This is a genomic window from Streptomyces sp. DI166, from assembly GCF_900091315.1.
Taxonomy (GTDB): Bacteria; Actinomycetota; Actinomycetes; order Streptomycetales; family Streptomycetaceae; genus Streptomyces; species Streptomyces fuscus.
This window is the reverse complement of sequence record NZ_FLSP01000023.1, coordinates 19,070-42,470: the sequence shown is the minus strand read 5'-3', so window position 1 is coordinate 42,470 and position 23,401 is coordinate 19,070. Positions and strand designations below refer to the sequence as shown.

Here is a 23,401-nt window from a genome sequence, read left to right as displayed (position 1 = left end):
CCCCTCCACGACCGGCTTCCCCTCCACCAGAACCACCTCCCTAGGAACAGAGCAGACGTTGAACACCACCCACACATCCGACGAGCACACCCAGGGGGGCACACCCGCCCGCCCCCCTTCCGGCCCCTCCCAGCCCCGGCCCTCACTGCCGACGGACCCTTCGGTCCCCCGGAAACAGGACCCCGCGGTTCCCCGGCAACAAGGCGCCAGCCCGGAGCTGAGCGGCCCATCGGGGGGCGGGGGCGGCTCGGAGGGAGCGGGCGGGGACGACGGGACGGGGCGGGGGAGCGGCGGGGCCGGGAGCAGGGGCGGGGAGGGTGGTGGAGGCGGCCGGGGAGGGCGTCCTGAGCCCCAGGGCGTACGGAACCCGGAGGCGGTCGCTGCAGGGCCGGGCGACGCCCTCACCGCCAAGCACCGACTCCGCCCAACAGCCGACCTCCTCCAGCACCCCGACCCCCGCACAGCGGCTGACGCCGCCGCCGTCGAGAATCTGCTCCGCTGCTGGGTACGGGAAGCAGGCCTCGCCGCCCCCACCACCGGGACCCTCCATATCCCGCTCCCCGCCAGCGGCACGGCCCTGATCGCACCGGTCCACTACTGGTCCCCGACAGGCTGGCACCGTTTCGGACTCCCCCGCTTGGAGGGCGCCCCCGAGCAGTCGCCACCCGCCGACGCGGTCACCGTGGCCGCACTGCTCGCCCGGGAGACCCCCGGCGCTGGGCCACGGCCCCCAGCAGCACATGCCCTCGACGGCGCAGACCTCGTCGCCCGGGTCGCCGACTCGGTTCGCCGGACCGCCCTCTTCATCAGCGACCGCCGCAAACGCCCCGCCGACGGCCCCGACCTCTTCCTCAGCGCAGAGCAGGCACTCGTCCTGGGCCACCCCCTCCACCCGGCCCCGAAGAGCCGCGAGGGCGTATCGGACTCCGAAGCCCGGCTGTACTCACCCGAGACACGTGGCTCCTTCCCCCTTCACTGGATCGCGATCGCTCCTTCCGTACTCGCCACCGACTCGGCGTGGACCGAACGCGGCCGACCCGTCCCCGCGCCCCACCTCACCGCCCGCCTCGCGGGCCCCGGCCTGCGGTTGCCCGACACCTACGCGGCCCTTCCCCTGCACCCCTGGCAGTTCCGCGACATCCGTAACCGCCCCGAGACCGCAGCCCTCTTCGACGCCGGACTCCTCCGGGACCTGGGCCCTCACGGCGCTCCTTGGCACCCCACCTCCTCCGTACGCACCGTCCACCGCTCCGGCGCCGCCGCCATGCTCAAGCTCTCGCTGGGCCTGCGCATCACCAACTCCCGTCGTGAGAACCTCCGCAAAGAACTGCACCGCGGCGTCGAGGTTCACCGCCTGCTGCGCACCGGGCTGGCCAGCAAGTGGCAGACCGCCCACCCGGGCTTCGACATCGTCCGGGACCCCGCCTGGATCGCCGTCGACGGCCCGGACGGCGCGCCCCTGTCCGGCCTGGACGTGGTGATCAGGCACAACCCCTTCCACCCCGCCGCCGACGTGTCCTGCGTCGCCGGACTCGTCTCCCCGCGACCGCAGACCGCTCTGCCCAGTGCCGTCGGCTGCCACCCGCAGACCGGACCGGTCTGGCGGTCCCGCCTGGCCGATGTCGTCACGCGCCTGGCCGCCCGCTCCGGCCGGCCCCGGGGTGCCGTGTCCGTCGAGTGGTTCCTGCGCTATCTCGAACACGTGGTGCGCCCGGTGCTCTGGCTGGACGCCGAGGCCGGCGTCGCCCTGGAGGCGCACCAGCAGAACACCCTGCTCCTGCTGGACCCGGACGGCTGGCCCACCGGCGGCCGCTACCGCGACAACCAGGGCTACTACTTCCGCGAGTCCCGACGCGAGGAACTCGACGCCCGGCTGCCAGGCATCGGGCAGCACAGCGACACCTTCGTCACCGACGACGTGACCGAAGAACGCTTCACCTACTACCTCGCCATCAACAACGTCTTCGGCCTGATCGGCGCCTTCGGGTCACAGGGCCTGGCCGACGAGCGGCTTCTGCTGGCCGCATTCCGCCGATTCCTCGGCGACGTTTCCCGAGGGTCCGCCCCTCTGCGCACCTCACTCCCGGCCCACCTCCTCGACTCGCCCACCTTGCGCTGCAAGGCCAACCTCCTGACACGTCTGCACGGGCTGGACGAACTCGTCGGCCCGGTCGACACCCAGTCCGTCTACGTCACCATCGCCAACCCCCTTCACTGCTGAGCTTCACATCCCGGACTTCCAGCCTCTGACCTTGCTGACCACCTCCGCCCCCGCATCACCGAGGACCATGACCCACCCCGTTTCCTGAGAGAGGAGCGTCGCCGTGGCTCCCAACGACGCGAGCACCGACGCCGGTATCGACCCCGCCGCACCCGTGAGTACCGACCCCGATCCCGGTGCCCTCGGCGGGGACAGCGAGGACACCCTGGACCTGCGCCTGCCCCCCGAACTCCTCGCGCTGATCGCGGCGACGGAGGGGGCGACGGAGACGGCGGCGAATACCGATCCGGGGGCTGGTTCCGCCCCGGGCGACGGTGGCGGCGGCCCGGGCGACGGGGGCGGTGGCCCAGGCGCGCCGGCGCCCATCCAGTCCGCCCCGTCAGCACCGCTAGGTGACGACCTCCTCGACCGCGTCGTGGACTGGGGGCCGATCACCACGTCCGCGGGCGTGCTCCAACTCGTTCCCGTCTGCCTTGAACGCGACCTTCCTCTCATCTCCCGCTGGATGAACGACCCCGCTGTTGCCGCCTTCTGGGAGCTGGCCGGGCCCCTGGGCGTGGTCGAGCAGCACGTACGGTCCCAGTCCGCCGGGGACGGGCGCAGTGTGCCATGCGTGGGCGTGCTGGACGGCACGCCGATGAGTTACTGGGAGATCTACCGAGCGGACCTCGACCCCTTGGCCCGCCACTATCCCGCCCGTCCTCATGACACCGGAATCCACCTCCTCATCGGTGATGTCGTCGACCGCGGACGAGGGCTCGGCTCCACGCTCCTGCGTGCCGTTGCCGATCGGGCGCTCGACCGGCGGCCCGCCTGTGCGCGCGTCATCGCCGAGCCCGACCTTCGAAACACCCCCTCCGTCGCCGCTTTCCTGAGCGCTGGGTTCCGGTTCTGCGCAGAGGTCGACCTGCCGGACAAGCGGGCCGCTCTCATGGTCAGGGACCGGGCCTTGCGCGATGTGTTGTGACGGCGCGTCGTGATGTCGTCACGTTGTGTCGTCACTTTGAGTACACCGGTCGGGCGGCTGGGGTTCCCACTCTTCGTGGATGGATTTCGCAGCGGGCCGGAAGGCGAGTGCGTCGGCTCCGACGACACCAGCCTCGGTCACCACCTCCCGCCGCGGCATCCGCCCCACCGCGGCACCCACCCCACACCCCTTCACGCCCACGCCCCTTCACCGCCCCACTCACACCTCAAGGACCCCCGGTCTTGATCCAACCCCCCGCCGTGATCCAGTTACCTGCCGTGATCCAGCCCCCTGTCATGATCGAGCCCCCCACCCCCTCAGCGATCACCCGTTTGTCAGTGCCGGGCCGTAGGGTGGACGCGCTATGACGAAGCCCTCACTCCCCGAACTCCTGCACGCTGCCGTCACTGCTGTCGGCGGTACGGAGCGCCCCGGCCAGGTGACCATGGCCGAGTCCGTCGCGGAGGCGATCGACGACGGTTCGCATCTGCTGGTTCAGGCCGGCACCGGCACCGGAAAGTCGCTCGGCTATCTGGTCCCCGCCCTCGCGCACGGGGAGCGCGTCGTCGTGGCGACGGCCACGCTGGCCCTGCAGCGCCAGCTGGTGGAGCGGGACCTGCCGCGCACCGTCGACGCCCTGCATCCGCTGCTGCGTCGCCGCCCGGAGTTCGCGATGCTCAAGGGTCGTTCGAACTACCTCTGCCTGCACCGTCTGCACGAGGGTGTTCCGCAGGACGAGGAGGAGGGCCTCTTCGACCAGTTCGAGGCGGCGGCGCCGACCAGCAAGCTGGGCCAGGACCTGCTGCGGCTGCGCGACTGGTCCGACGACACCGAGACGGGCGACCGCGACGACCTCACCCCCGGTGTCTCGGACCGGGCCTGGGCGCAGGTGTCCGTCTCATCGCGCGAATGCCTCGGCGCCTCGAAGTGTGCGTACGGCGCCGAGTGCTTCGCCGAGATGGCCCGTGAGCGCGCCAAGCTCGCCGAGGTTGTCGTCACCAATCACGCCCTGCTCGCAATCGACGCCATCGAGGGCGCCCCGGTGCTGCCGCAGCACGAGGTGCTGATCGTCGACGAGGCGCACGAACTTGTCTCCCGGGTCACCGGTGTCGCCACCGGCGAGCTCACCCCGGGCCAGGTCAACCGGGCTGTCCGGCGCGCCGCCAAGCTGGTCAACGAGAAGGCCGCAGACCAGCTCCAGACCGCGGCCGAGGGCTTCGAGCGCCTGATGGAGCTGGCGCTGCCGAGCCGCTTGGAGGAGATTCCCGAGGATCTCGGCTATGCGCTGATGGCGCTGCGGGACGCCTGCCGCACGGTGATCTCCGCGATCGGCGCGACCCGTGACAAGTCCGTCCAGGACGAGGACGCGGTCCGCAAGCAGGCGCTGGCCTCCGTGGAGTCCGTGCACGATGTCGCGGAACGGATCACGAACGGCTCCGAGTGGGACGTCGTCTGGTACGAGCGCCACGACCGCTTCGGCGCGTCCCTGCGCGTGGCGCCCATGTCGGTCTCCGGCCTGCTCCGCGAGAAGCTCTTCACCGACCGCTCGGTGGTCCTTACCTCGGCGACCCTGAAGCTGGGCGGCGACTTCAACGGCGTCGGCGCGTCGCTGGGCCTCGCCCCCGAGGGCACGGAGGGAGACGACCTGCCGCAGTGGAAGGGCGTCGACGTCGGCTCGCCCTTCGACTACCGCAAGCAGGGCATCCTCTACGTCGCCAAGCATCTGTCCCGCCCTGCGCGGGACGGAGACCGCGCGGACATGCTGGACGAGCTGACGGAACTGATCCAGGCGGCCGGTGGCCGCACGCTGGGTCTGTTCTCCTCGATGCGGGCTGCGCAACTCGCGGCGGAGGAACTGCGCTCGCGCATTCCGGAGTTCCCGATCCTCCTCCAGGGCGAGGAGACCCTCGGCGAGCTGATCAAGAACTTCGCGGCCGACCCGAAGACCTGTCTGTTCGGCACGCTCTCGCTGTGGCAGGGCGTCGACGTGCCCGGCCCGAGCTGTCAGCTCGTCGTCATGGACAAGATCCCGTTCCCGCGCCCCGACGACCCTTTGATGAGCGCCCGCCAGAAGGCGGTGGAGGACGCGGGCGGCAACGGTTTCATGGCGGTGGCCGCCACCCACGCGGCGCTGCTCATGGCGCAGGGCGCCGGCCGCCTCGTACGGGCGTCGGGGGATCGGGGCGTGGTCGCCGTACTGGATCAGCGGCTGGCGACGGCGCGGTACGGGAGCTATCTGAAGGCGTCGCTTCCGGACTTCTGGTACACAACGGACCGTAATCAGGTGCGCAGGTCGCTGTCCGCGATCGACGCGGCGGCCAAGCAGGCAGAGGCGCAGGCCGGAGCGTAGGGCGGGGGTGGTTGGTCGTCCCGCAGCCGGGACAGGCCAACCACCCGTGTGTCACCGGATTTCACCGGGACCGGACAGAACAGGGCCCCGGAACCGGCGCAGGGGTTCCGGGGCCCGGTCAGAACGGCGACCGCGCGGTGCTCACACGCGCCGCAGCACCGCCACGACCTTGCCGAGGATGGTCGCGTCGTCGCCGGGGATCGGCTCGTACGCGGAGTTGTGCGGGAGAAGCCAGACGTGGCCGTCCTCGCGCTTGAAGCGCTTGACGGTGGCCTCGCCGTCGAGCATCGCGGCCACGATGTCGCCGTTCTCGGCGACCGGCTGGCGGCGGACCGTGACCCAGTCGCCGTCGCAGATCGCGGCCTCGATCATCGAGTCACCGACGACCTTGAGGACGAACAGCTCACCGTCACCGACCAGCTGCCGGGGGAGAGGGAAGACGTCCTCGACGGATTCCTCCGCGAGGATGGGGCCACCGGCGGCGATCCGGCCGACCAGCGGGACATAGGACGCGGCGGGCTTGCCGGCGGTGTCCGTGGGCTGCACGGAGGCGGCCTGGTCGGAGCCGCGCACCTCGTACGCGCGCGGGCGGTGCGGGTCGCGCCGCAGGAAGCCCTTGCGCTCCAGTGCCATCAATTGGTGCGCGACCGAGGAGGTGCTGGAGAGGCCCACGGCCTGCCCGATCTCCCTCATCGACGGCGGGTAGCCGCGGCGCTGCACGGAGTCCCTGATGACCTCGATCACCCGGCGCTGCCGGTCGGTGAGTCCGGAGCTGTCGGCCCGGATGCCTGGAGGTCGGCCCGGCAGGGAGCGCTTGTGTCCGTCGGGATTCGCGGCTTCGTTCATCGCATGCACCGGCTCAAGTCGGCCCTGGGAGCGGTCCTGGGCAGTGATGGTGGCACTGTCTGCGGTGGTGGTCACGTCGGCCCCTCTCGATGGTCTCCCTGCTGGACAACGGTAGTTGCTTTCGAAAGGTTGCGCCAAACACACGTTCGAGTGAAAAATCGTGCTTCGCCTGACGTGATCATGTGTCTGGGTGTATGGCTAACGCGGCGCCCGACGGACAAAAGGGTTCATTGCTGTACCCTTCACCGCCGGGGCAACGGCCTCGCGGTTGCCGTCCCAGTCTGCCATCCGTTGCGGTGCCGACCGGGGCCTGGCTCCGTTCTCTGCCGGAGCCCCACGACGCCTCCCTGTCGCGCACACCGTATCTCCGCATGTGCCGCAGCGGTACGGCTGTGCATGCCCGTGTTGCCGCGGGCCTCCGCGTGTTGGTGCGGCTGGAGAAGCCGACTCCGTAGAGGAGCGACACGCGCGCGTGGCGTGTATGTATGAGCCAATCCCCACATCTAGTGGTTGGATTGCAGCAGCAGCCCAGAAGTTGTGGTCCCCCGGGTCTTCGGGCCCTCGATCATCGCCTATGCTTGGGGCTGCTTCGAGGGGTCCATGAGGCCCAGCGAGGCTATTGAGTCTGCTGTGAGGAGGGTTGGAGTTCATGCACTGCCCCTTCTGCAGGCACCCCGACAGCCGTGTGGTCGACAGTCGTACGACCGACGACGGCACGTCGATCCGCAGGCGCCGCCAGTGCCCTGACTGCTCCCGTCGTTTCACGACCGTGGAGACGTGCTCGCTCATGGTGGTGAAGCGGTCCGGAGTCACCGAGCCGTTCAGCCGTACCAAGGTCATCAACGGTGTGCGCAAGGCATGCCAGGGACGGCCTGTCACCGAGGACGCGCTCGCCCAGCTCGGCCAGCGGGTCGAGGAGGCGGTGCGGGCCACCGGGAGCGCCGAGCTGACCACCCACGACGTGGGGCTGGCCATACTCGGCCCGTTGCAGGAGCTCGACCTCGTCGCCTATCTGCGATTCGCCTCCGTCTACCGGGCGTTCGACTCGCTTGAGGACTTCGAGGCCGCCATCGCGGAACTCAGGCAGACGGGACACCCCGCCGCGGACGACGAAGACCGCGAGGACACGGGTGCGGGGAGCCAGGAAGACGAACGCGGGTCCGGAGGGGCTGCCCAGGTCCCCCTGCCCGCCACCGCCGCCGACTGATTGGCGGACCGGGTCCGGGGAACCAGGCTCCGGGTCCGGCCGCGCGGCGGCGACCGAAGACCTGTTGCGGGCGGCGGCGAGAGATGCCCGCAACACCAGACAGAACACCGTGCCACGGGAACAACGGGGCACTTCAGGGCGTTTCAGCCCGTACAGGGAGGCGGCATGACAGAGACGGCGAGCGGTCCGGCACGAGGTTCCCGATCCAAGGGCACCAAGGCGACCAAGGGCCTGCGTATCGAGCGCATCCACACCACCCCCGGCGTGCACCCGTACGACGAGGTCCAGTGGGAGCGCCGTGACGTCGTCATGACCAACTGGCGCGACGGCTCTGTGAACTTCGAGCAGCGCGGCGTCGAGTTCCCCGACTTCTGGTCGGTGAACGCGGTCAACATCGTCACCAGCAAGTACTTCCGCGGTGCCGTCGGCACCCCGCAGCGCGAGACCAGCCTCAAGCAGCTGATCGACCGCATCGTGAAGACGTACCGGAAGGCCGGCGAGGACTACAAGTACTTCGCCTCGCCCGCCGATGCCGAGATCTTCGAGCACGAGCTGGCCTACGCCCTCCTGCACCAGATCTTCAGCTTCAACAGCCCCGTCTGGTTCAACGTCGGCACGCCCCAGCCCCAGCAGGTCTCCGCCTGCTTCATCCTGTCCGTCGACGACTCCATGGAGTCGATCCTCGACTGGTACAAGGAAGAGGGCATGATCTTCAAGGGCGGCTCCGGCGCCGGCCTGAACCTCTCCCGCATCCGCTCCTCCAAGGAGCTGCTGTCCTCCGGCGGCAACGCCTCCGGCCCGGTCTCCTTCATGCGCGGCGCCGACGCCTCGGCCGGCACCATCAAGTCCGGCGGTGCCACCCGTCGCGCCGCCAAGATGGTCATCCTCGACGTCGACCACCCCGACATCGAGGACTTCATCGAGACCAAGGTGAAGGAGGAGGAGAAGATCCGCGCGCTGCGCGACGCGGGCTTCGACATGGACCTGGGCGGCGAGGACATCACGTCCGTCCAGTACCAGAACGCCAACAACTCCGTCCGCGTGAACGACGAGTTCATGAAGGCGGTCGAGACCGGCGGCAAGTTCGGCCTCCGCGCGCGGATGACCGGCGAGGTCATCGAAGAGGTCGACGCCAAGGCACTGTTCCGCAAGATGGCCGAGGCCGCCTGGGCCTGCGCCGACCCGGGCATCCAGTACGACGACACCATCAACCACTGGCACACGTGCCCGGAGTCCGGCCGTATCAACGGCTCGAACCCGTGCAGCGAGTACATGCACCTGGACAACACGTCCTGCAACCTCGCCTCGCTGAACCTGATGAAGTTCCTCAAGGACGACGGCAAGGGCAACCAGTCCTTCGACGTCGAGCGCTTCGCCAAGGTCGTCGAGCTCGTCATCACCGCGATGGACATCTCCATCTGCTTCGCGGACTTCCCGACCCAGAAGATCGGCGAGAACACGCGCGCGTTCCGCCAGCTCGGCATCGGCTACGCCAACCTCGGCGCCCTGCTGATGGCGACCGGCCACGCCTACGACTCCGACGGCGGCCGTGCCCTCGCCGGTGCCATCACCTCCCTGATGACCGGCACCTCGTACAGGCGCTCGGCCGAACTCGCCGCGGTCGTCGGCCCGTACGACGGCTACGCCCGCAACGCGCAGCCGCACCTGCGGGTCATGAAGCAGCACGCCGACGCCAACACCGAGGCCGTCCGCATGGACGACCTGGACACGCCGATCTGGGCTGCCGCCACGGAGGCCTGGCAGGACGTGCTCCGCCTCGGTGAGAAGAACGGTTTCCGTAACTCCCAGGCGTCCGTCATCGCCCCGACCGGCACCATCGGTCTGGCGATGTCCTGCGACACCACCGGTCTTGAGCCCGACCTCGCGCTGGTCAAGTTCAAGAAGCTGGTCGGTGGCGGCTCGATGCAGATCGTCAACGGCACCGTCCCGCAGGCCCTGCGCCGCCTGGGCTACCAGGAGGAGCAGATCGAGGCGATCGTCGCCCACATCGCCGAGCACGGCAATGTGATCGACGCCCCGGGCCTCAAGCACGAGCACTACGAGGTGTTCGACTGCGCCATGGGCGAGCGCGCCATCTCCCCGATGGGCCACGTCCGCATGATGGCCGCGATCCAGCCCTGGATCTCCGGCGCCCTGTCCAAGACGGTCAACATGCCGGAGTCGGCGACCGTCGAGGAGGTCGAGGAGATCTACTTCGAGGCGTGGAAGATGGGCGTCAAGGCGCTCGCCATCTACCGCGACAACTGCAAGGTCGGCCAGCCCCTCTCCGCCAAGACCAAGGAGAAGGAGAAGGCGGAGATCACGGAGAAGGCCGAGGCCACCATCCGTGAGACCGTCGAGAAGGTCGTCGAGTACCGCCCGGTCCGCAAGCGTCTGCCCAAGGGCCGTCCCGGCATCACGACGTCCTTCACCGTCGGCGGCGCCGAGGGCTACATGACCGCCAACTCCTACCCGGACGACGGTCTCGGCGAGGTCTTCCTGAAGATGTCCAAGCAGGGCTCCACCCTCGCGGGCATGATGGACGCCTTCTCCATCGCAGTCTCGGTCGGCCTCCAGTACGGCGTGCCGCTGGAGACGTACGTCTCGAAGTTCACCAACATGCGCTTCGAGCCGGCCGGTATGACCGACGACCCGGACGTGCGGATGGCGCAGTCGATCGTCGACTACATCTTCCGCCGCCTGGCGCTGGACTTCCTGCCCTTCGAGACGCGCTCCGCACTCGGTATCCACTCCGCCGAGGAGCGTCAGCGCCACCTGGAGACCGGCTCCTACGAGCCGGCCGACGACGAGGTGGACGTCGAGGGCCTGGCCCAGTCGGCTCCGCGCACCCAGGAGCTGAAGGCCGTCGCCGCGCCGAAGACCGAGGTCGAGGCGGTCAAGCCCGCCCCGAAGCAGGCGCACACCAGCGCCGAGCTGGTGGAGATGCAGCTGGGCATCCAGGCCGACGCCCCGCTCTGCTTCTCCTGCGGCACCAAGATGCAGCGGGCCGGTTCCTGCTACATCTGCGAGGGCTGCGGCTCGACCAGCGGCTGCAGCTGATCATCGGCCCTTGACGAGGAGGGGCGTCGGCATTCCGCCGGCGCCCCTCCTTCGTCTTCGGCCCTCGGTCAGGGCTGGTGGGTCCTGCCCATCACGCGCGTGAAGGTGGCCGGGTCGCCGTCGAAGCCGTGGATGCCGGGGTGGAAGTCCCAGCTGCCGTCCTCCTGTCGGGCGAACTCCGCCACGGTGGCCGCCGTGGCGCCGAGGACACCGCCGAAGTCGTCCGTGGCCAGGTCGGTGTAGCCCTCGCGGATCCGCAGCCCCGGGTTGGCCACATTGACGAAGGTGCGCTCCACGGACCGCTGCTGTATGACCACTCCGGCCACCACGCGCGCGTAGCGGGCGTCGAGCCGGTACAGCTCCACTGTCATGACCTCGTCCCAGCCGAAGCCCTTGCCGTCGTGGCTGTCGCGGTTCAGATAGATCGTGCCGTCGGGGGAGCGGCTGTCGAAGTGCACGACGAAGGCCGGATCGCCGTAAGGGTCACTGGCGGGATAGGTCGCGGCGACGATGTCCAGGTCGGTGTCCGGCTCCCCGGCCGGACTCGGGTCCCACTTGAGCGCGATCTCGACCTTACGGATCCCCTTGTTGAGGCCGTTCACCAGACTCCCCTTCCCCGTTCGTCAACCGCGTGCGGCCCGAACTGCCCTGTGGGCAAGGCCGATTGTCCATCCTGCCACGCGTGCGTGGCGGTGCGCGGCGGAGCAGTGGGAGCGAGGGCAGCCGGCGCCGCGCCTCGGGGCCTTACGATGGCGCGGTGCTGGTCAAGTGGATTCGCTGCACCGTGGTGGACCGCCGCGGTTTTGAGCGGGGGCAGCGAAAGTGGGCGGGGCTTCTGGGGGAGCCGGGATTTCGGGGACAGGGCGGGGGCTGGAGTCGTAGCCGTCCTGGGGTTGCGCACATCTTCGCCTTCTGGGAAAGCCGTGCCTTCTACGACTCCTTCATGGCGCGCTCCCACGATCGGCTGGCGGCCTCGCAGTCGGGCACGTTCAAGGACTCCCAGGTCAAGCTCTTCGACTACCGATTCGACGTGAAGACGGGCTTCGAGCCCCGCTTCACGGATGTCGATCTGCTGCGGGTCGCGCACTGCCGGGTGCACGAGGAGCGTGCCGAGCACTTCACGCTCATGCAGGAGAAGGTCTGGAACCCCGCGATGGCGGGCTCGCCAGGTATGGTCCGCGGGATGTACGGCGAGGCGCCCGGCCACGAATTCCTCGTCCTGTCGATGTGGCTGTCGAGTGCGGAGCACGGCAAATACCGGGAGGAAAGGGTGGAGCGGCTGGCCCTGCGGGCCCAGATCGAGGCCGATGTCGCCTCCCTCACCGGCGACATCGTGGATCTTGAACCGAGCTGGACGGTCTGAAAAGGATCTTGAACGCAGTGTGACCTACGCTGTATGGAGCCCGTTCGAGTCCTCGATCGGCCGTCACTCGATCTAGGGTTTTGGCATGGCACGACCACGGCGCATCGTCCTTGTCCGGCACGGCGAGTCAACCGGCAATGTTGATGACACCGTGTACGAGCGCGAACCCGATCACGCGCTCGCCCTCACCGAGCGCGGCTGGCAGCAGGCGGAGGAGACGGGCAAACGGCTGCGCGAGCTGTTCGGCCGCGAGCGGGTCAGCGTCTACGTCTCCCCCTACCGCCGTACGCACGAGACGCTCCGCGCCTTCCACCTGGACCCCGAGCTCATACGCGTGCGTGAGGAGCCCCGGCTGCGCGAGCAGGACTGGGGGAACTGGCAGGACCGCGACGACGTACGCCTCCAGAAGGCCTACCGGGACGCCTACGGGCACTTCTTCTACCGCTTCGCCCAGGGCGAGTCCGGAGCCGATGTGTACGACCGGGTCGGCAACTTCCTGGAGAGCCTGTTCCGCAGCTTCGAGGCCCCTGATCATCCGCCGAACGTCCTGCTCGTCACTCACGGCCTGGCGATGCGCCTGTTCTGCATGCGCTGGTTCCACTGGACCGTGGCGGATTTCGAGTCGCTGTCGAATCCGGGGAACGCGGAGATGCGGATGCTCGTTCTCGGGGACGACGGCAAGTACAGCCTCGACAGGCCATTTGATCGTTGGCGTGAACCGGAACCCTACGGAATCACCGGTTAGAGTGGCAGTGCGATGACCGCTGATTCCTCACCTTACGGACCCCTGGACCGCGCCCTCGCCAGCCTGCGCGGACTCTCGGTCGGTGACGCGCTGGGCTCGCAGTACTTCGTTCCGGCGAACTACCCCCTGCTCAAGCGCCGCGAGCTGCCGCAGGGCACCTGGCAGTGGACGGACGACACGGAGATGGCCTGTTCCGTCGTCGCCGTGCTCGCCGCTCACCGGCGTATCGACCAGGACGCACTGGCCCACTCCTTCGCCCACCACCACGACTTCGACCGGGGCTACGGCCCCGCCGTGAACCGCCTGCTGAGGCTGGTCCGGGAGGGCGGCGACTGGCGTGAGCTGTCCGCCGCGCTCTTCAACGGCCAGGGCTCGTGGGGCAACGGCGCGGCGATGCGGATCGCGCCCCTGGGCGCCTGGTACGCGGACGATCCGGAGCAGGCCACCCACCAGGCCGAGATCTCGGCCTACCCCACGCATCAGCACCGCGAGGCGGTCGTCGGCTCCATGGCCGTCGCCGCGGCCGCGGCACTGGCCGCCGCGCCCGGCGGCCCGCCCAGCCCGGAGGCGCTGCTCGACGGCGTGATTGCCCTGGTCCCGAAGAGCGCGGTGGGCGCCGGGCTGCGCCGGGCGCGCGACATGCTCGACTACGGCGACGCCGCCACCGTCGCGGCCGTGCTGGGCTGCGGTCGGCGGACGAGCGCCCATGACACCGTGCCGTTCGCCCTGTGGTCGGCGGCCCGCTCACTCGGTGACTACGAGCAGGCGTTCTGGACGACCGCGCAGGTCGGCGGGGACGTGGACACCACCTGCGCGATCGTGGGCGGGGTGCTCGCGGCGAGCAAGGCCGGGCTCCCGCCGACGGAGTGGGCGGAGCGGACCGAGGCGTTGCCCGCCTGGGCTTCCGGGGCGGAGAGCTCGGGCGCTGCGTCGGCCTGAGGGCCCTGCCCGGACTCCTGTCGCTGCACCCGGGTCGCAACTCTCCGTGCGTATTGGGAACTCTCCGTGACGACCCGTCCGTTGTCCCGGTACTCGCTGTGTGATCCATGAGGGTACGGAGCGTGGGTGCGACAGGGTCTCGGGGGTGGAGATGTACGTGGTGTGGGTGCAGAGGGTGTCCGTGCCGTTGCTGGCGCTGATCACCGGGTTGCTGGGGGCGTTGGTGCGGATGGCCGGGCCGTCGCCCTCGCCGTCTGCCTTCCGGGCGAGGTCCGGCCGTCCGCTACCCGTCGGCGGCTCGGCCTGCTCAGTGAGCGATGGGGGCGGCTGTGCCGGACAGGGCCTCCAGGTCGCTCTTGCGGACCTTGATCACGAACCAGGCGGTGATGAGGGCGAGTACACCCATCGAGGCGGCCGCCACGAAGCCCATCGAGATGCCCTTGGCGAGCACTTCGTGCCCCCATGGCGCGGGCAGTTGCTGCGTCTCGGCGAACTGCGCCTTCTGTTCGGGCGAGGCCTCCGCCATGAACTGCGCCACCTGCTTCTCCGCCTCGTCCTTGCTGGCGGAGCCGAACACGGTCGTCAGGATGGACAGGCCGAGCGATCCGCCCACCTGCTGCATGGCGTTGAGCAGACCGGAGGCCGCGCCTGCCTCGTGCTGGGCGACCCCGGACACCGCGGTGATCGTCAGCGTCACGAAGTTCAGCCCCATGCCGAAGCCGAACAGCAGCATCGGTCCGAGCACTCCGCCCACGTACGAGCTGTCCGCGCTGAGGAGGGCCTGCCAGCTCAGACCGACCACCACGAGGGCCGAGCCGGTGAGCATGAACGGCTTGGGCCCGAGCACCGGCAGGAACCGCTGCGACAGGCCCGCGCCAAGGGCGATGACCACGGTGACGGGGAGGAAGGCGAGGCCCGCCTCGATCGGGGTGTACTCCAGGACGTTCTGCACGAAGAGCACGATGTAGAAGAACATGCCGAACATCGCCGCCGCCAGGCTCAGCATGATCACATACGTGCCGGAGCGGTTGCGGTCGGCGAACATCCGCAGCGGGGTGATCGGCTCCTTCGCCCGCGACTCGATGAACGCGAAGGCGAGCAGCAGAATCACCGCGGCGACGAAGGAACCGATGGTCAGGTTGTCCCGCCAGCCCTCGTCGGCGGCCCGGATGAACCCGTAGACCAGGGTCGCCATGCCCAGGGTCGACGTCAGCGCGCCGGCGATGTCGAAGCGGCCGGTGTGCCGTTCGGACTCGTTGATGTACAGCGGGGTGAGGACGGCGATCAGGACGCCGATCGGGACGTTGACGAAGAGCACCCACCGCCAGTCGAGCCACTCGGTGAGCATGCCGCCGGCGAGCAGTCCGATGGCGCCACCGCCCGCGGAGACGGCGGCGAAGACACCGAATGCCCGGTTCCGTTCCGGGCCTTCGGGGAACGTCGTGGTGATGAGCGCCAGCGAGGTCGGCGAGGCGATGGCGCCACCGACGCCCTGGAGCACACGCGCGGCGAGCAACTGCCAGGGTTCCTGGGCGAGTCCGCCGAGCAGGGAGGCGAAGGTGAAGAGCAGGATGCCGGTCATGAAGACCCGGCGGCGGCCGAGGATGTCGCCCGCCCGGCCGCCGAGCAGCAGCAGACCGCCGAAGGTGAGTGTGTAGGAGCTGACGACCCAGGTGAGGTCGGTGGTGCTGAACTTGAGCGCGTCTTGAATGTGCGGCAGCGCGATGTTCACAATCGTCGCGTCGAGTACCACCATGAGTTGGCAGGCCGCGATGACGGTGAGCGCGATGCCGGGGTGGCCCTGCCTGCGGGCCGCGCCTGGTTGCTTGTTCTGAATCAACTGAGAGGTTGTCACTATGGGTCCCCCATAAGCGCCTTAGTGAACGCTCGCGTTCACTGTCGCGTCAAAGGTAGTGAGTCCCCAGTAGTGAACGCAAGCGTTCACATAATCCGTTGCCTCATGACGCTCCCCGCCAGCCGCCGCCGTGTGGCTTCCCCATGTCCCCCGCACCCCTCGCCTTTCGCTCGTTGGAGAACACTGATGGTTACCTCGCGCTGGACGGCCGCCCCCGCTCAGGCGGCTTCACTGCGCCGGCGCGGCGCCGTACTGGAACGCGCCATCCTCGACGCCACGTTGGAGCAACTGAGCACGGTCGGCTGGAACGGCCTCACGATGGAAGGTGTCGCCGCCGGTGCCCAGACCGGCAAGGCCGCCGTGTACCGTCGCTGGCCGTCCAAGGAGGACCTCGTCGCCGACGCGCTGAAGGTCGGACTGCCGCGCATCGACGCGGTGCCGGACCTCGGCAGCGTGCGCGAGGACCTGCTCGCGCTATGTCGGCTGGCGCGGGACGCCATGTATTCACGCCCCGGTTTCGCGTTCCGTGCGGTCATTCACGAATGTGACCATCTGCAGGCGGAGCGGTTCCATGGCGTGATCTTCAACGGGATCGTGGAGCCGACCCTCAAACTGATCCGAGAGGTCATCACCCGTGGAATAGAGCGGGGTGAGGTGCGCTCCGACGCGGCCAACGCATGCGTCTTCGACGCCATCCCGGCCATGATGATGTATCGATCCAAGATGTGCGGAAGTGAATGGGAGGACAGGGAGCTGGAGGAGATGATCGACCAGCTGATGCTGCCGCTCCTCCGGCCGCACGCGGGCTGAACTCGGGGCGTCGGGGGGCTTCGGTTACGTTCCGGAAAACCTGGGTGTCGCCGGGTGATCCGGGCGGCGTAGGCTAAGGGCGTCATGCCGTACGAACCGCCTACTCACACCGTCGAGCGCTCACTCCGCGCCACGACCGGAGCGAAGGTCATTGCCGGTGTCGACGAGGTGGGGCGCGGCGCCTGGGCCGGGCCCGTCACCGTCTGCGCGGCCATCACCGGACTGCGTCGGCCCCCGGAAGGGCTCACCGACTCCAAGCTGCTCACCGTCAAGCGGCGCACCGAACTGGCCGGGCAACTGCAGAAGTGGGTGACGTCGTACGCCCTCGGGCATGCCTCGCCGGAGGAGATCGACGAGCTGGGTATGACGGCCGCGCTGCGCCTGGCCGCGGTGCGTGCCCTGGAGGCCCTGCCGGTCCGTCCCGACGCGGTGATCCTCGACGGCAAGCACGACTACCTCGGGGACCCGTGGAAGGTCCGTACGGTGATCAAGGGCGACCGGTCGTGCGTCGCGGTCGCGGCGGCTTCGGTGATCGCCAAGGTTCAGCGCGACAAAATGATGGCCGAACTGGGTATCGACCATGCAGACTTCGGTTTCGCGGACAATGCCGGGTATCCGTCGCCCGTGCACAAGGCCGCACTGGAGGAGCGGGGGCCCACCCCGTACCACCGCCTGTCGTGGGCGTATCTTGATGCGCTGCCCCAGTGGCGGCACCTCAAGAAGGTCCGCAGCTGGGCGGAACGGAGCGTTCCGGAGATCGAAGGGCAGCTCGGCTTCGATTTCTGACCGTTCCGCTCGCACTCGTGTGCCACCCGCCCACGTGAGCCGCACCAATGTTTGATAAATATCAGCCCATGCCTCTCATTCCCGAGGAGCCTCAGATTCACGAGAGTGCCCAGGGTCCCCGCGCCACGCCGGCCAGCGGCCGCACCGCGCCGACCCCCCGCCCCGTACCCGGTCCGCGTCCCGCGGCTCCGTCGCGTCCCGGCCGTCCCGGGGCCCCCCGCGGCCCACGGCGCCGGCGCAACGCACGCCCCGTGATGTGGCCGCGCCCAAGCCGGGAGCTTCCGCTCCGGCTGCCCCCGCCTCCGCGCCGGCCAAGGCGACTCCGCAGATCCAGCTGATCCCGGCCTCGGCCGAGGGTGCGCTCGATGCTGCCGAGGAAGCCGTCGACCTGCTGCTGGAGTCGGGGCGTGCCCCCGGTGACGTGCTGGTGATCACCACCGGCGAACAGCACCCGTGGGCCGCCCACGAGCTGTCCTTCGGCGAGGCTGCCTACTGGAGCCAGCACGACGCCGCCGACGACGTCTTCTATGCGGACGCCGCCGTCGCGAGCCGTGCGGCCGAGCGTCCCGTCGTCGTGGTCGCCGTCAACGGGGGATCCGACTCCGCTGCCGCCACCGCCCTGCCCCTGGCCCTCACCCGGGCCGGCGCTCTGCTGATCGTCTGCGGCGACCCGCAGCAGATCAACTCCGTGCTGGGCGCGGGCGTCTGAACCGCCCCCGGTTCCTTCGGGGGCGGTCGGCGAACCGGTGTTGCCGCAGGAGTACCTGCACGGTGCGGCCTTCGGCGTGCCCGCGGGAAGGTGTGGCGGTTGGTTCGACGACGCCCTGGGGCGCGTCGACCGACGGTTGCGGGGACTTGTCAGTGAACGAGGGTGTGCGGCGCGCTGCCCTGGCCAGGGCAGCGCGGAAACGTTCCGTCGGGAAGTCGGGGGAGACGGAGCCGAGCCGCTCAGCGGGCCGCGGCGCGGCGCAGGATGTCCGAGGCGGCGCCTCCGGTGCGGGGCAGCGGAGGCGGTGACTCGGACGTGGCGAAGGACTCCGGAGCGGAGTTCGCGCTGGGGCGACGCCCACCGCGGCCCTCTCCGAGGACCTGCCAGCCGTCCCGGGTCAGCGTGATGTACGCGCCACAGCGCAGCCCGTGCAGCGTGCAGGCGTCACGCAGCCCCCACATCCACGCCCCGTCCTCCTGCGTCCAACGCGCGTCGCCCTCGCGGCAGTAGAGCAGCACAGCGGTGCGCACGGGGGTGCGGCGGCGCAGGTCGTGCGGAATGACCCGGCGCAACTGGTCGAGCAGCACGTTGCGGAACATCCAGCCGTCGGCCTGAGTTGTACGGCGGGTGAACGAGGCGCTCGCCCGGAGCCGTTCGTCCGGGTCGAGCACGGCCACGATCGCGGTCGCCGGTCTGGGGTGGTGCCGCGCATGCAGTCCACTGACGACCTCGCGGGGGTTGCGCAGCAGGGGGATCCCGGCGGCAGCCCACTCCGCGAGTTCCAGCACGCGGCCCGTCGTAGAGGCGGACAGGTCGGTGGAGGTCGACGTGGATGCCGCGGTGGACGGAGCGAATCCGAAGGTCACGGTCCTCCCTTCGGCTACGCGCCCACACTGAGGGCGGGGTGGATTCGGGGGAGCGCACACCGCAGCAAAGCCCTGCCGGACCACGGGCGAGCCGTGCGGGGAGCGGACTTCAATTCTTCCTGTCGAACTTGGTTGCGGCAACGAGCAATTGGGATGCCCGACCGATATAGGGAGGAGTGAGTGTTATATCCCTACCCCGTGTGCCACCTGCTGACGCGCGGGTGCGTCCGCCGTCGTACGCCTTTTGAATGCGCCCCCCATGTTGATTACGCCGCGTGATCGGACCCTCTCGGTAGTGCACTGTTCCCGTCGCACTGATCCCGCCCCACGCGCGCGTGCCGGGGAGCCAACCGGGCAGCGCTGAGTCTCGTCGATTGGGATCCTGTGCCCCGTGCGCGCGTGCCGGGGTCCCCGAGCCAGCGTCCGTCGCTGCTGCGGTAGAGCTGTGCCCCGCGCGCGCGTGCCGGGGTCCCGCTCGCATCGCGCGCCACTGAAGTGGCCGACTGTCAGTGCCATCGGGTTGCATGGGGGCATGGACGAACTGGAACTCCGTGCCGAAGCCGACACCGTCCTCGGTCAGCTGGTGGGCGACCCGGGAGGTACCGCGCGTCTGCGGGAGGACCAGTGGCAGGCGGTGGCCGCCCTGGTGCGGGAGCGCAGACGCGCCCTGGTGGTGCAGCGCACCGGCTGGGGCAAGTCGGCCGTGTACTTCGTGGCCACCGCGCTGCTCCGGCGACGCGACTCGGGACCCACAGTGATCGTGTCGCCGCTGCTGGCGCTGATGCGCAACCAGGTCGAGGCGGCGGAACGGGCCGGAATCCGGGCGCGCACCATCAACTCCGCCAACCCGGAGGAGTGGGACGCCATCCACGACGAGGTCGAGCGGGGCGAGACCGATGTGCTCCTGGTGAGCCCGGAGCGGCTCAACTCCGTCGACTTCCGCGACCAGATGCTGCCCAAGCTCGCGGCGACGACCGGTCTGCTCGTGGTCGACGAGGCGCATTGCATCTCCGACTGGGGTCACGACTTCCGCCCCGATTACCGGCGGCTGCGGGCAATGCTGGCCGAGCTGGGCCCCGGCGTGCCCGTGCTGGCCACGACAGCGACGGCCAACGCGCGCGTCACGGCGGATGTCGCCGAGCAACTGGGAACGGGCGCCGGTGAGGCCCTGGTGCTGCGCGGCCCGCTGGACCGGGAGAGCCTGCGGCTCGGCGTGGTCCAGCTGCCGGACGCCGCACACCGCCTTGCCTGGCTGGCCGAGCACCTGGACGACCTCCCGGGCTCGGGGATCATCTACGCCCTGACCGTGGCCGCGGCCGAGGAGGCCGCCGCCTTCCTCAGGCAGCGCGGCTTCGCCGTGGCCTCCTACACCGGGCGCACGGAGAACGCGGACCGGCTCCAGGCGGAGGAGGATCTGCTCGCCAACCGGGTCAAGGCGCTGGTCGCCACCTCCGCGCTCGGCATGGGCTTCGACAAACCCGACCTCGGCTTCGTGGTCCACCTCGGCTCACCTTCCTCACCCATCGCCTACTACCAGCAGGTGGGGCGGGCCGGCCGGGGCGTCGCCCACGCCGATGTCCTGCTGCTGCCGGGCAAGGAGGACGAGGCCATCTGGCGCTACTTCGCCGACACGGCCTTCCCGCCCGAGGACCAAGTCCGGCAGACCCTCTCGGCCCTCGCCGGAGCCGGACGCCCGCTGTCCGTGCCCGCCTTGGAGGCGGCCGTGGAACTACGGCGCAGCCGCCTGGAGACGATGCTGAAGGTGCTGGACGTCGACGGCGCGGTGAAGCGCGTCAAGGGCGGCTGGACCGCCACCGGAGCGGAGTGGGTGTACGACGCCGAGCGCTATGCGTGGGTGGCGCGGCAGCGGGCGGCCGAGCAACAGGCCATGCGCGAGTACGCGAGCACCCATGAGTGCCGGATGGAGTTCCTGCGCCGCCAGTTGGACGACGAGGGCGCGGCCCCGTGCGGCCGCTGCGACAACTGTGCGGGCCCGTGGGCCGATCCGGCCGTCACACCGGAGGCGCTGACGGGAGCAGTCAAGGAACTGGACCGGCCCGGCGTCGAGATCGAGCCGCGCCGGATGTGGCCGACGGGCATGCCCGCCCTGGGCATCGAGCTCAAGGGCCGCATTCCGGCCGGCGAACAGTGCTCCACCGGGCGTGCCCTCGGACGCCTCTCGGACATCGGGTGGGGCAACCGCCTGCGTCCGCTCCTGACCGAGAACGCGGCGGACGGACCGGTCCCCGACGACGTCCTGCGAGCAGCCGTGTCGGTTCTCGCCGACTGGGCCCGGTCGCCGGGTGGTTGGGCATCGGGCGGCGAGCAGGCGATGGCGCGGCCGGTGGGTGTGGTCGCGGTGCCGTCCCTGACGCGGCCGCAGCTGGTGGGCACGCTGGCGCGGGGCATCGCGGATGTCGGACGGCTGCCGTTCCTCGGCACGCTGACCCGCACGGGGCCCGAGCACGCGCTGCGCCGGAGCAACTCGGCGCAGCGGCTGAGGGCGCTGTCCGATGCGTTCGGTGTTTCCGGGGAACTGGCCGAGGCGCTGGCGAACTCACGCGGTCCCGTACTGCTCGTCGACGACTACACCGACACCGGGTGGACGCTGGCGGTCGCGGCACGGCTGCTGCGGCGGGCCGGGAGCGGAGAGGTTCTGCCGTTGGTACTGGCCGCGGCGGGGTAAGCCGGCGAGCTCCCGACCGGGCGGTTGGCGCGGGGCGTGGTGAGACCGACGGAACGTGGAATTGCCATGTCCCTGCCCCGAGTTATCCACAGGGCTAAGCGGAAGATTGAATTCCGCGAGATCGTCTAGCCATGACGAACCACGGCGAAACCACAGGAAACTCAGAGAACCACGGCATCGTGGGACACGACCCCCGTCCCGCCAAGCAACTCGACTGCACCGCCTACGAAGGCCACCGCGACCAGCAGGTCACCCTGCGCACTCCGGCCGAACTGGCCGACGCGCTCCCGTATCTGCTGGGCTACCGCCCCGAGGACAGCATCGTGCTGGTCGCCCTGCACGACCGGGACGGCCGCGGCCGCTTCGGTGGGAGGGCGCGGCTCGGCATCCCCACCAACCCGGACGACTGGCCGTCCGCGGCACGCCAGTTGGCCCACGGGCTGGTCACGGGCAGCGAACGCCGAGGCGCACGCCCCGAGCAGATCGTGGCCTTTCTCTGCCAGGAGCCCGCGGCCGGGGAGTCCGGGCGCCAGGTCATGGAGCGGCTGCGCCCGCTCGCCCAGAAACTGCGCATCGAGTGCGGTCACCTCGACGTACCCGTGATCGAGGCGCTGTGCATCTCGGACGGCCGCTTCTGGTCGTACTGCTGTGACAACGCGACCTGTTGCCCGCCCAACGGCACCGCCATGGGCCTCCCGGGCACCTCGGTGCTGGCCGCGGCCGCCACCTACGCCGGGCTCCAGGTGCGAGGCACGCTACGTGAGTTGCGAGCCAGGCTGCTGCCCTGGGAGACCGGAGCCGCGCTGGAACAGGAGATCGCCCTCGACACCGCGAGCATGGCCCTGGTCCCGCGGATCCTGGAGGAGGAAACCCGCGCGGAGGTCGCCGAGGAAACCCTGGAACTGGCGGAGAAGCTGATGCAGCGCCTCGCCGAGGCACCGTCCGTATCCGGCACCCTCACATCCGACCTCCGCGACGACGACCTGATCACCCACGACGAAGCGGCCCGGCTCATCCTCGGCCTCCAGGACCGCACCACCCGCGACCGAGCCGCCGCCTGGATGGAGGGCGACGAGGCCTCACCCGCACTGCGTCTGTGGCGAGCCATGGCCCGCCGCTGCGTCGGCCCCTACAACGAGCACGCCGCGCCGTGCCTCACCCTCGTCGGCTGGGTCGCCTGGTCCACCGGTGACGAACTGGAGGCCCGGGAGGCCCTCGCCATGGCCCTCGGGGCAGACCCCGACTACCTCTTCGCACGCCTCCTGCACCAGGCGTGCAACGAGGGCCTGGACCCGGAAAAGATCCGACGCTGCCTGCGCGCGGAACGCGGACGTACGCCCGCGCCCGCAGCGTCGGACCGGGGCGCCGCGCAGCACGCCGATGCGGCACTTGCGGACCACACCCCCGCGGCCGAGGCGCCGGAAACCATCCCGACCAACGGTGCGCCGGATGTCCACGCGACCAACGGTGCGCCGGACGTCCACGCGACCAACGGTGCGCCGGACGTCCACGCGACCAACGGTGCGCCGGACGTCCACGCGACCAACGGTGCGCCGGTCGCCCACCCGACCCACGACGTGCCCGACCCCCACCCGACCAAGGCCCCGGCACCATCGACCGACGCCCCGCCGTCCCGGTCGGTCACCACCCCCCGACGCCCCTACCGCACCCAGTCCCGCCCCACCACCCCCGCCGCCACGGCCCCCGTCGGCAGGGCAGGACGCCGGCCCAGGACGAGGGTGCCCGGACCCCGCACACCCATGAGCAGCACGCGCACCGGAACGACCCGCAAGCCCCGCACCACACGGATCCCGGGACAGCCCGGCGGCACGTGCCAGGAGGGGACGAACACCGGACCCGAGGGGGAAGCGTGACCACCCGCCCTACGCACCACGGCCGCCACCGCCCGCACAGGTCACCCACTCCCGTGCGTGACCTGGAGGAGCGTCACTCCGTTCACCTGAGTGGCGGAATGTCCGTACGGGCCTTGC

17 protein-coding genes are annotated in these 23,401 nt (G+C 70.1%); 13 read left to right on the top strand and 4 right to left on the bottom strand.

Going from position 1 to position 23,401, the window contains the following annotated elements:
- Nucleotides 1-490 precede the first annotated feature (490 nt).
- The 3 genes from GA0115233_RS13980 to GA0115233_RS13970 all read left to right on the top strand — a co-directional run bounded on the left by GA0115233_RS13980 (nucleotide 491) and on the right by GA0115233_RS13970 (nucleotide 5,538).
- Nucleotides 491-2,221 (top strand): IucA/IucC family protein, encoded by a 1,731-nt coding sequence (locus GA0115233_RS13980; RefSeq protein ID WP_093720553.1) that lies wholly within the window; start codon nucleotides 491-493, stop codon nucleotides 2,219-2,221.
- 103 nt (nucleotides 2,222-2,324) lie between these two features.
- Nucleotides 2,325-3,188: a GNAT family N-acetyltransferase gene (locus GA0115233_RS13975; RefSeq protein WP_176711770.1), complete on the top strand. Its 864-nt coding sequence runs from the start codon at nucleotides 2,325-2,327 to the stop codon at nucleotides 3,186-3,188.
- 364 nt (nucleotides 3,189-3,552) lie between these two features.
- On the top strand, nucleotides 3,553-5,538 hold the full coding sequence (locus GA0115233_RS13970; protein WP_093720510.1) for an ATP-dependent DNA helicase: 1,986 nt from the start codon (nucleotides 3,553-3,555) through the stop codon (nucleotides 5,536-5,538).
- A gap of 141 nt (nucleotides 5,539-5,679) precedes the next feature.
- On the opposite strand, the gene lexA is transcribed toward GA0115233_RS13970, so the two are convergent.
- Entirely contained in the window at nucleotides 5,680-6,459 is a 780-nt protein-coding gene (gene lexA, locus GA0115233_RS13965) for a transcriptional repressor LexA (RefSeq protein WP_093720509.1), read from the bottom strand.
- 574 nt (nucleotides 6,460-7,033) lie between these two features.
- Between lexA and nrdR the strand changes: the two genes are divergently transcribed.
- Together nrdR and GA0115233_RS13955 are read left to right on the top strand one after the other, a co-directional pair.
- Entirely contained in the window at nucleotides 7,034-7,591 is a 558-nt protein-coding gene (gene nrdR / locus GA0115233_RS13960) for a transcriptional regulator NrdR (RefSeq protein WP_093720508.1), read from the top strand.
- Between the two features lie 165 nt (nucleotides 7,592-7,756).
- Entirely contained in the window at nucleotides 7,757-10,651 is a 2,895-nt protein-coding gene (locus tag GA0115233_RS13955) for a vitamin B12-dependent ribonucleotide reductase (protein ID WP_093720507.1), read from the top strand.
- A 68-nt stretch (nucleotides 10,652-10,719) separates the two neighbouring features.
- Here GA0115233_RS13955 and GA0115233_RS13950 read toward each other — a convergent pair whose 3' ends face one another.
- Complete coding sequence (locus GA0115233_RS13950) at nucleotides 10,720-11,253, bottom strand: TerD family protein (protein WP_093720506.1); 534 nt, start codon at nucleotides 11,251-11,253, stop codon at nucleotides 10,720-10,722.
- Between the two features lie 155 nt (nucleotides 11,254-11,408).
- Here GA0115233_RS13950 and GA0115233_RS13945 point away from each other — a divergent pair, with 155 nt between their 5' ends.
- The 3 genes from GA0115233_RS13945 to GA0115233_RS13935 all read left to right on the top strand — a co-directional run bounded on the left by GA0115233_RS13945 (nucleotide 11,409) and on the right by GA0115233_RS13935 (nucleotide 13,698).
- Nucleotides 11,409-12,014 (top strand): YdbC family protein, encoded by a 606-nt coding sequence (locus GA0115233_RS13945; protein ID WP_093720505.1) that lies wholly within the window; start codon nucleotides 11,409-11,411, stop codon nucleotides 12,012-12,014.
- 85 nt (nucleotides 12,015-12,099) lie between these two features.
- Entirely contained in the window at nucleotides 12,100-12,759 is a 660-nt protein-coding gene (locus GA0115233_RS13940; RefSeq protein WP_093720504.1) for a histidine phosphatase family protein, read from the top strand.
- Between the two features lie 12 nt (nucleotides 12,760-12,771).
- A complete protein-coding gene (locus GA0115233_RS13935) occupies nucleotides 12,772-13,698 on the top strand; it encodes an ADP-ribosylglycohydrolase family protein (RefSeq protein WP_093720503.1) in 927 nt (308 codons plus the stop codon).
- Nucleotides 13,699-14,005: 307 nt separating this feature from the next.
- Here the strand turns inward: GA0115233_RS13935 and GA0115233_RS13930 are convergent, their stop codons facing one another.
- Nucleotides 14,006-15,553: an MFS transporter gene (locus tag GA0115233_RS13930; protein WP_093720502.1), complete on the bottom strand. Its 1,548-nt coding sequence runs from the start codon at nucleotides 15,551-15,553 to the stop codon at nucleotides 14,006-14,008.
- A 186-nt stretch (nucleotides 15,554-15,739) separates the two neighbouring features.
- On the opposite strand from GA0115233_RS13930, the gene GA0115233_RS13925 reads away from it, so the two are divergent.
- The 3 genes from GA0115233_RS13925 (at nucleotide 15,740) to GA0115233_RS13915 (ending at nucleotide 17,858) form a co-directional block, all read left to right on the top strand.
- A complete protein-coding gene (locus GA0115233_RS13925; RefSeq protein ID WP_093720501.1) occupies nucleotides 15,740-16,363 on the top strand; it encodes a TetR/AcrR family transcriptional regulator in 624 nt (207 codons plus the stop codon).
- Between the two features lie 84 nt (nucleotides 16,364-16,447).
- Nucleotides 16,448-17,149, top strand: a complete 702-nt coding sequence (locus GA0115233_RS13920) for a ribonuclease HII (RefSeq protein ID WP_093720500.1) — start codon at nucleotides 16,448-16,450, stop codon at nucleotides 17,147-17,149.
- A gap of 256 nt (nucleotides 17,150-17,405) precedes the next feature.
- Nucleotides 17,406-17,858: a hypothetical protein gene (locus GA0115233_RS13915; RefSeq protein ID WP_093720499.1), complete on the top strand. Its 453-nt coding sequence runs from the start codon at nucleotides 17,406-17,408 to the stop codon at nucleotides 17,856-17,858.
- Nucleotides 17,859-18,097: 239 nt separating this feature from the next.
- On the opposite strand, the gene GA0115233_RS13910 is transcribed toward GA0115233_RS13915, so the two are convergent.
- Nucleotides 18,098-18,724 (bottom strand): hypothetical protein, encoded by a 627-nt coding sequence (locus GA0115233_RS13910; RefSeq protein ID WP_093720498.1) that lies wholly within the window; start codon nucleotides 18,722-18,724, stop codon nucleotides 18,098-18,100.
- A gap of 532 nt (nucleotides 18,725-19,256) precedes the next feature.
- On the opposite strand from GA0115233_RS13910, the gene GA0115233_RS13905 reads away from it, so the two are divergent.
- A complete protein-coding gene (locus GA0115233_RS13905) occupies nucleotides 19,257-21,410 on the top strand; it encodes a RecQ family ATP-dependent DNA helicase (protein ID WP_093720497.1) in 2,154 nt (717 codons plus the stop codon).
- A gap of 131 nt (nucleotides 21,411-21,541) precedes the next feature.
- Nucleotides 21,542-23,284, top strand: a complete 1,743-nt coding sequence (locus GA0115233_RS13900; protein ID WP_093720496.1) for a DUF4192 domain-containing protein — start codon at nucleotides 21,542-21,544, stop codon at nucleotides 23,282-23,284.
- Nucleotides 23,285-23,401 lie beyond the last annotated feature (117 nt).

Excerpts from the sequence above, each read along its gene's own strand:
- GA0115233_RS13925 (WP_093720501.1), top strand. The coding sequence starts at position 15,740 with ATGGTTACCTCGCGCTGGACGGCCGCCCCCGCTCAGGCGGCTTCACTG.
- GA0115233_RS13955 (WP_093720507.1), top strand. The coding sequence starts at position 7,757 with ATGACAGAGACGGCGAGCGGTCCGGCACGAGGTTCCCGATCCAAGGGC.
- nrdR (WP_093720508.1), top strand. The coding sequence starts at position 7,034 with ATGCACTGCCCCTTCTGCAGGCACCCCGACAGCCGTGTGGTCGACAGT.
- GA0115233_RS13940 (WP_093720504.1), top strand. The coding sequence starts at position 12,100 with ATGGCACGACCACGGCGCATCGTCCTTGTCCGGCACGGCGAGTCAACC.
- GA0115233_RS13905 (WP_093720497.1), top strand. The coding sequence starts at position 19,257 with ATGGACGAACTGGAACTCCGTGCCGAAGCCGACACCGTCCTCGGTCAG.
- GA0115233_RS13900 (WP_093720496.1), top strand. The coding sequence starts at position 21,542 with ATGACGAACCACGGCGAAACCACAGGAAACTCAGAGAACCACGGCATC.
- GA0115233_RS13970 (WP_093720510.1), top strand. The coding sequence starts at position 3,553 with ATGACGAAGCCCTCACTCCCCGAACTCCTGCACGCTGCCGTCACTGCT.
- GA0115233_RS13920 (WP_093720500.1), top strand. The coding sequence starts at position 16,448 with ATGCCGTACGAACCGCCTACTCACACCGTCGAGCGCTCACTCCGCGCC.
- GA0115233_RS13935 (WP_093720503.1), top strand. The coding sequence starts at position 12,772 with ATGACCGCTGATTCCTCACCTTACGGACCCCTGGACCGCGCCCTCGCC.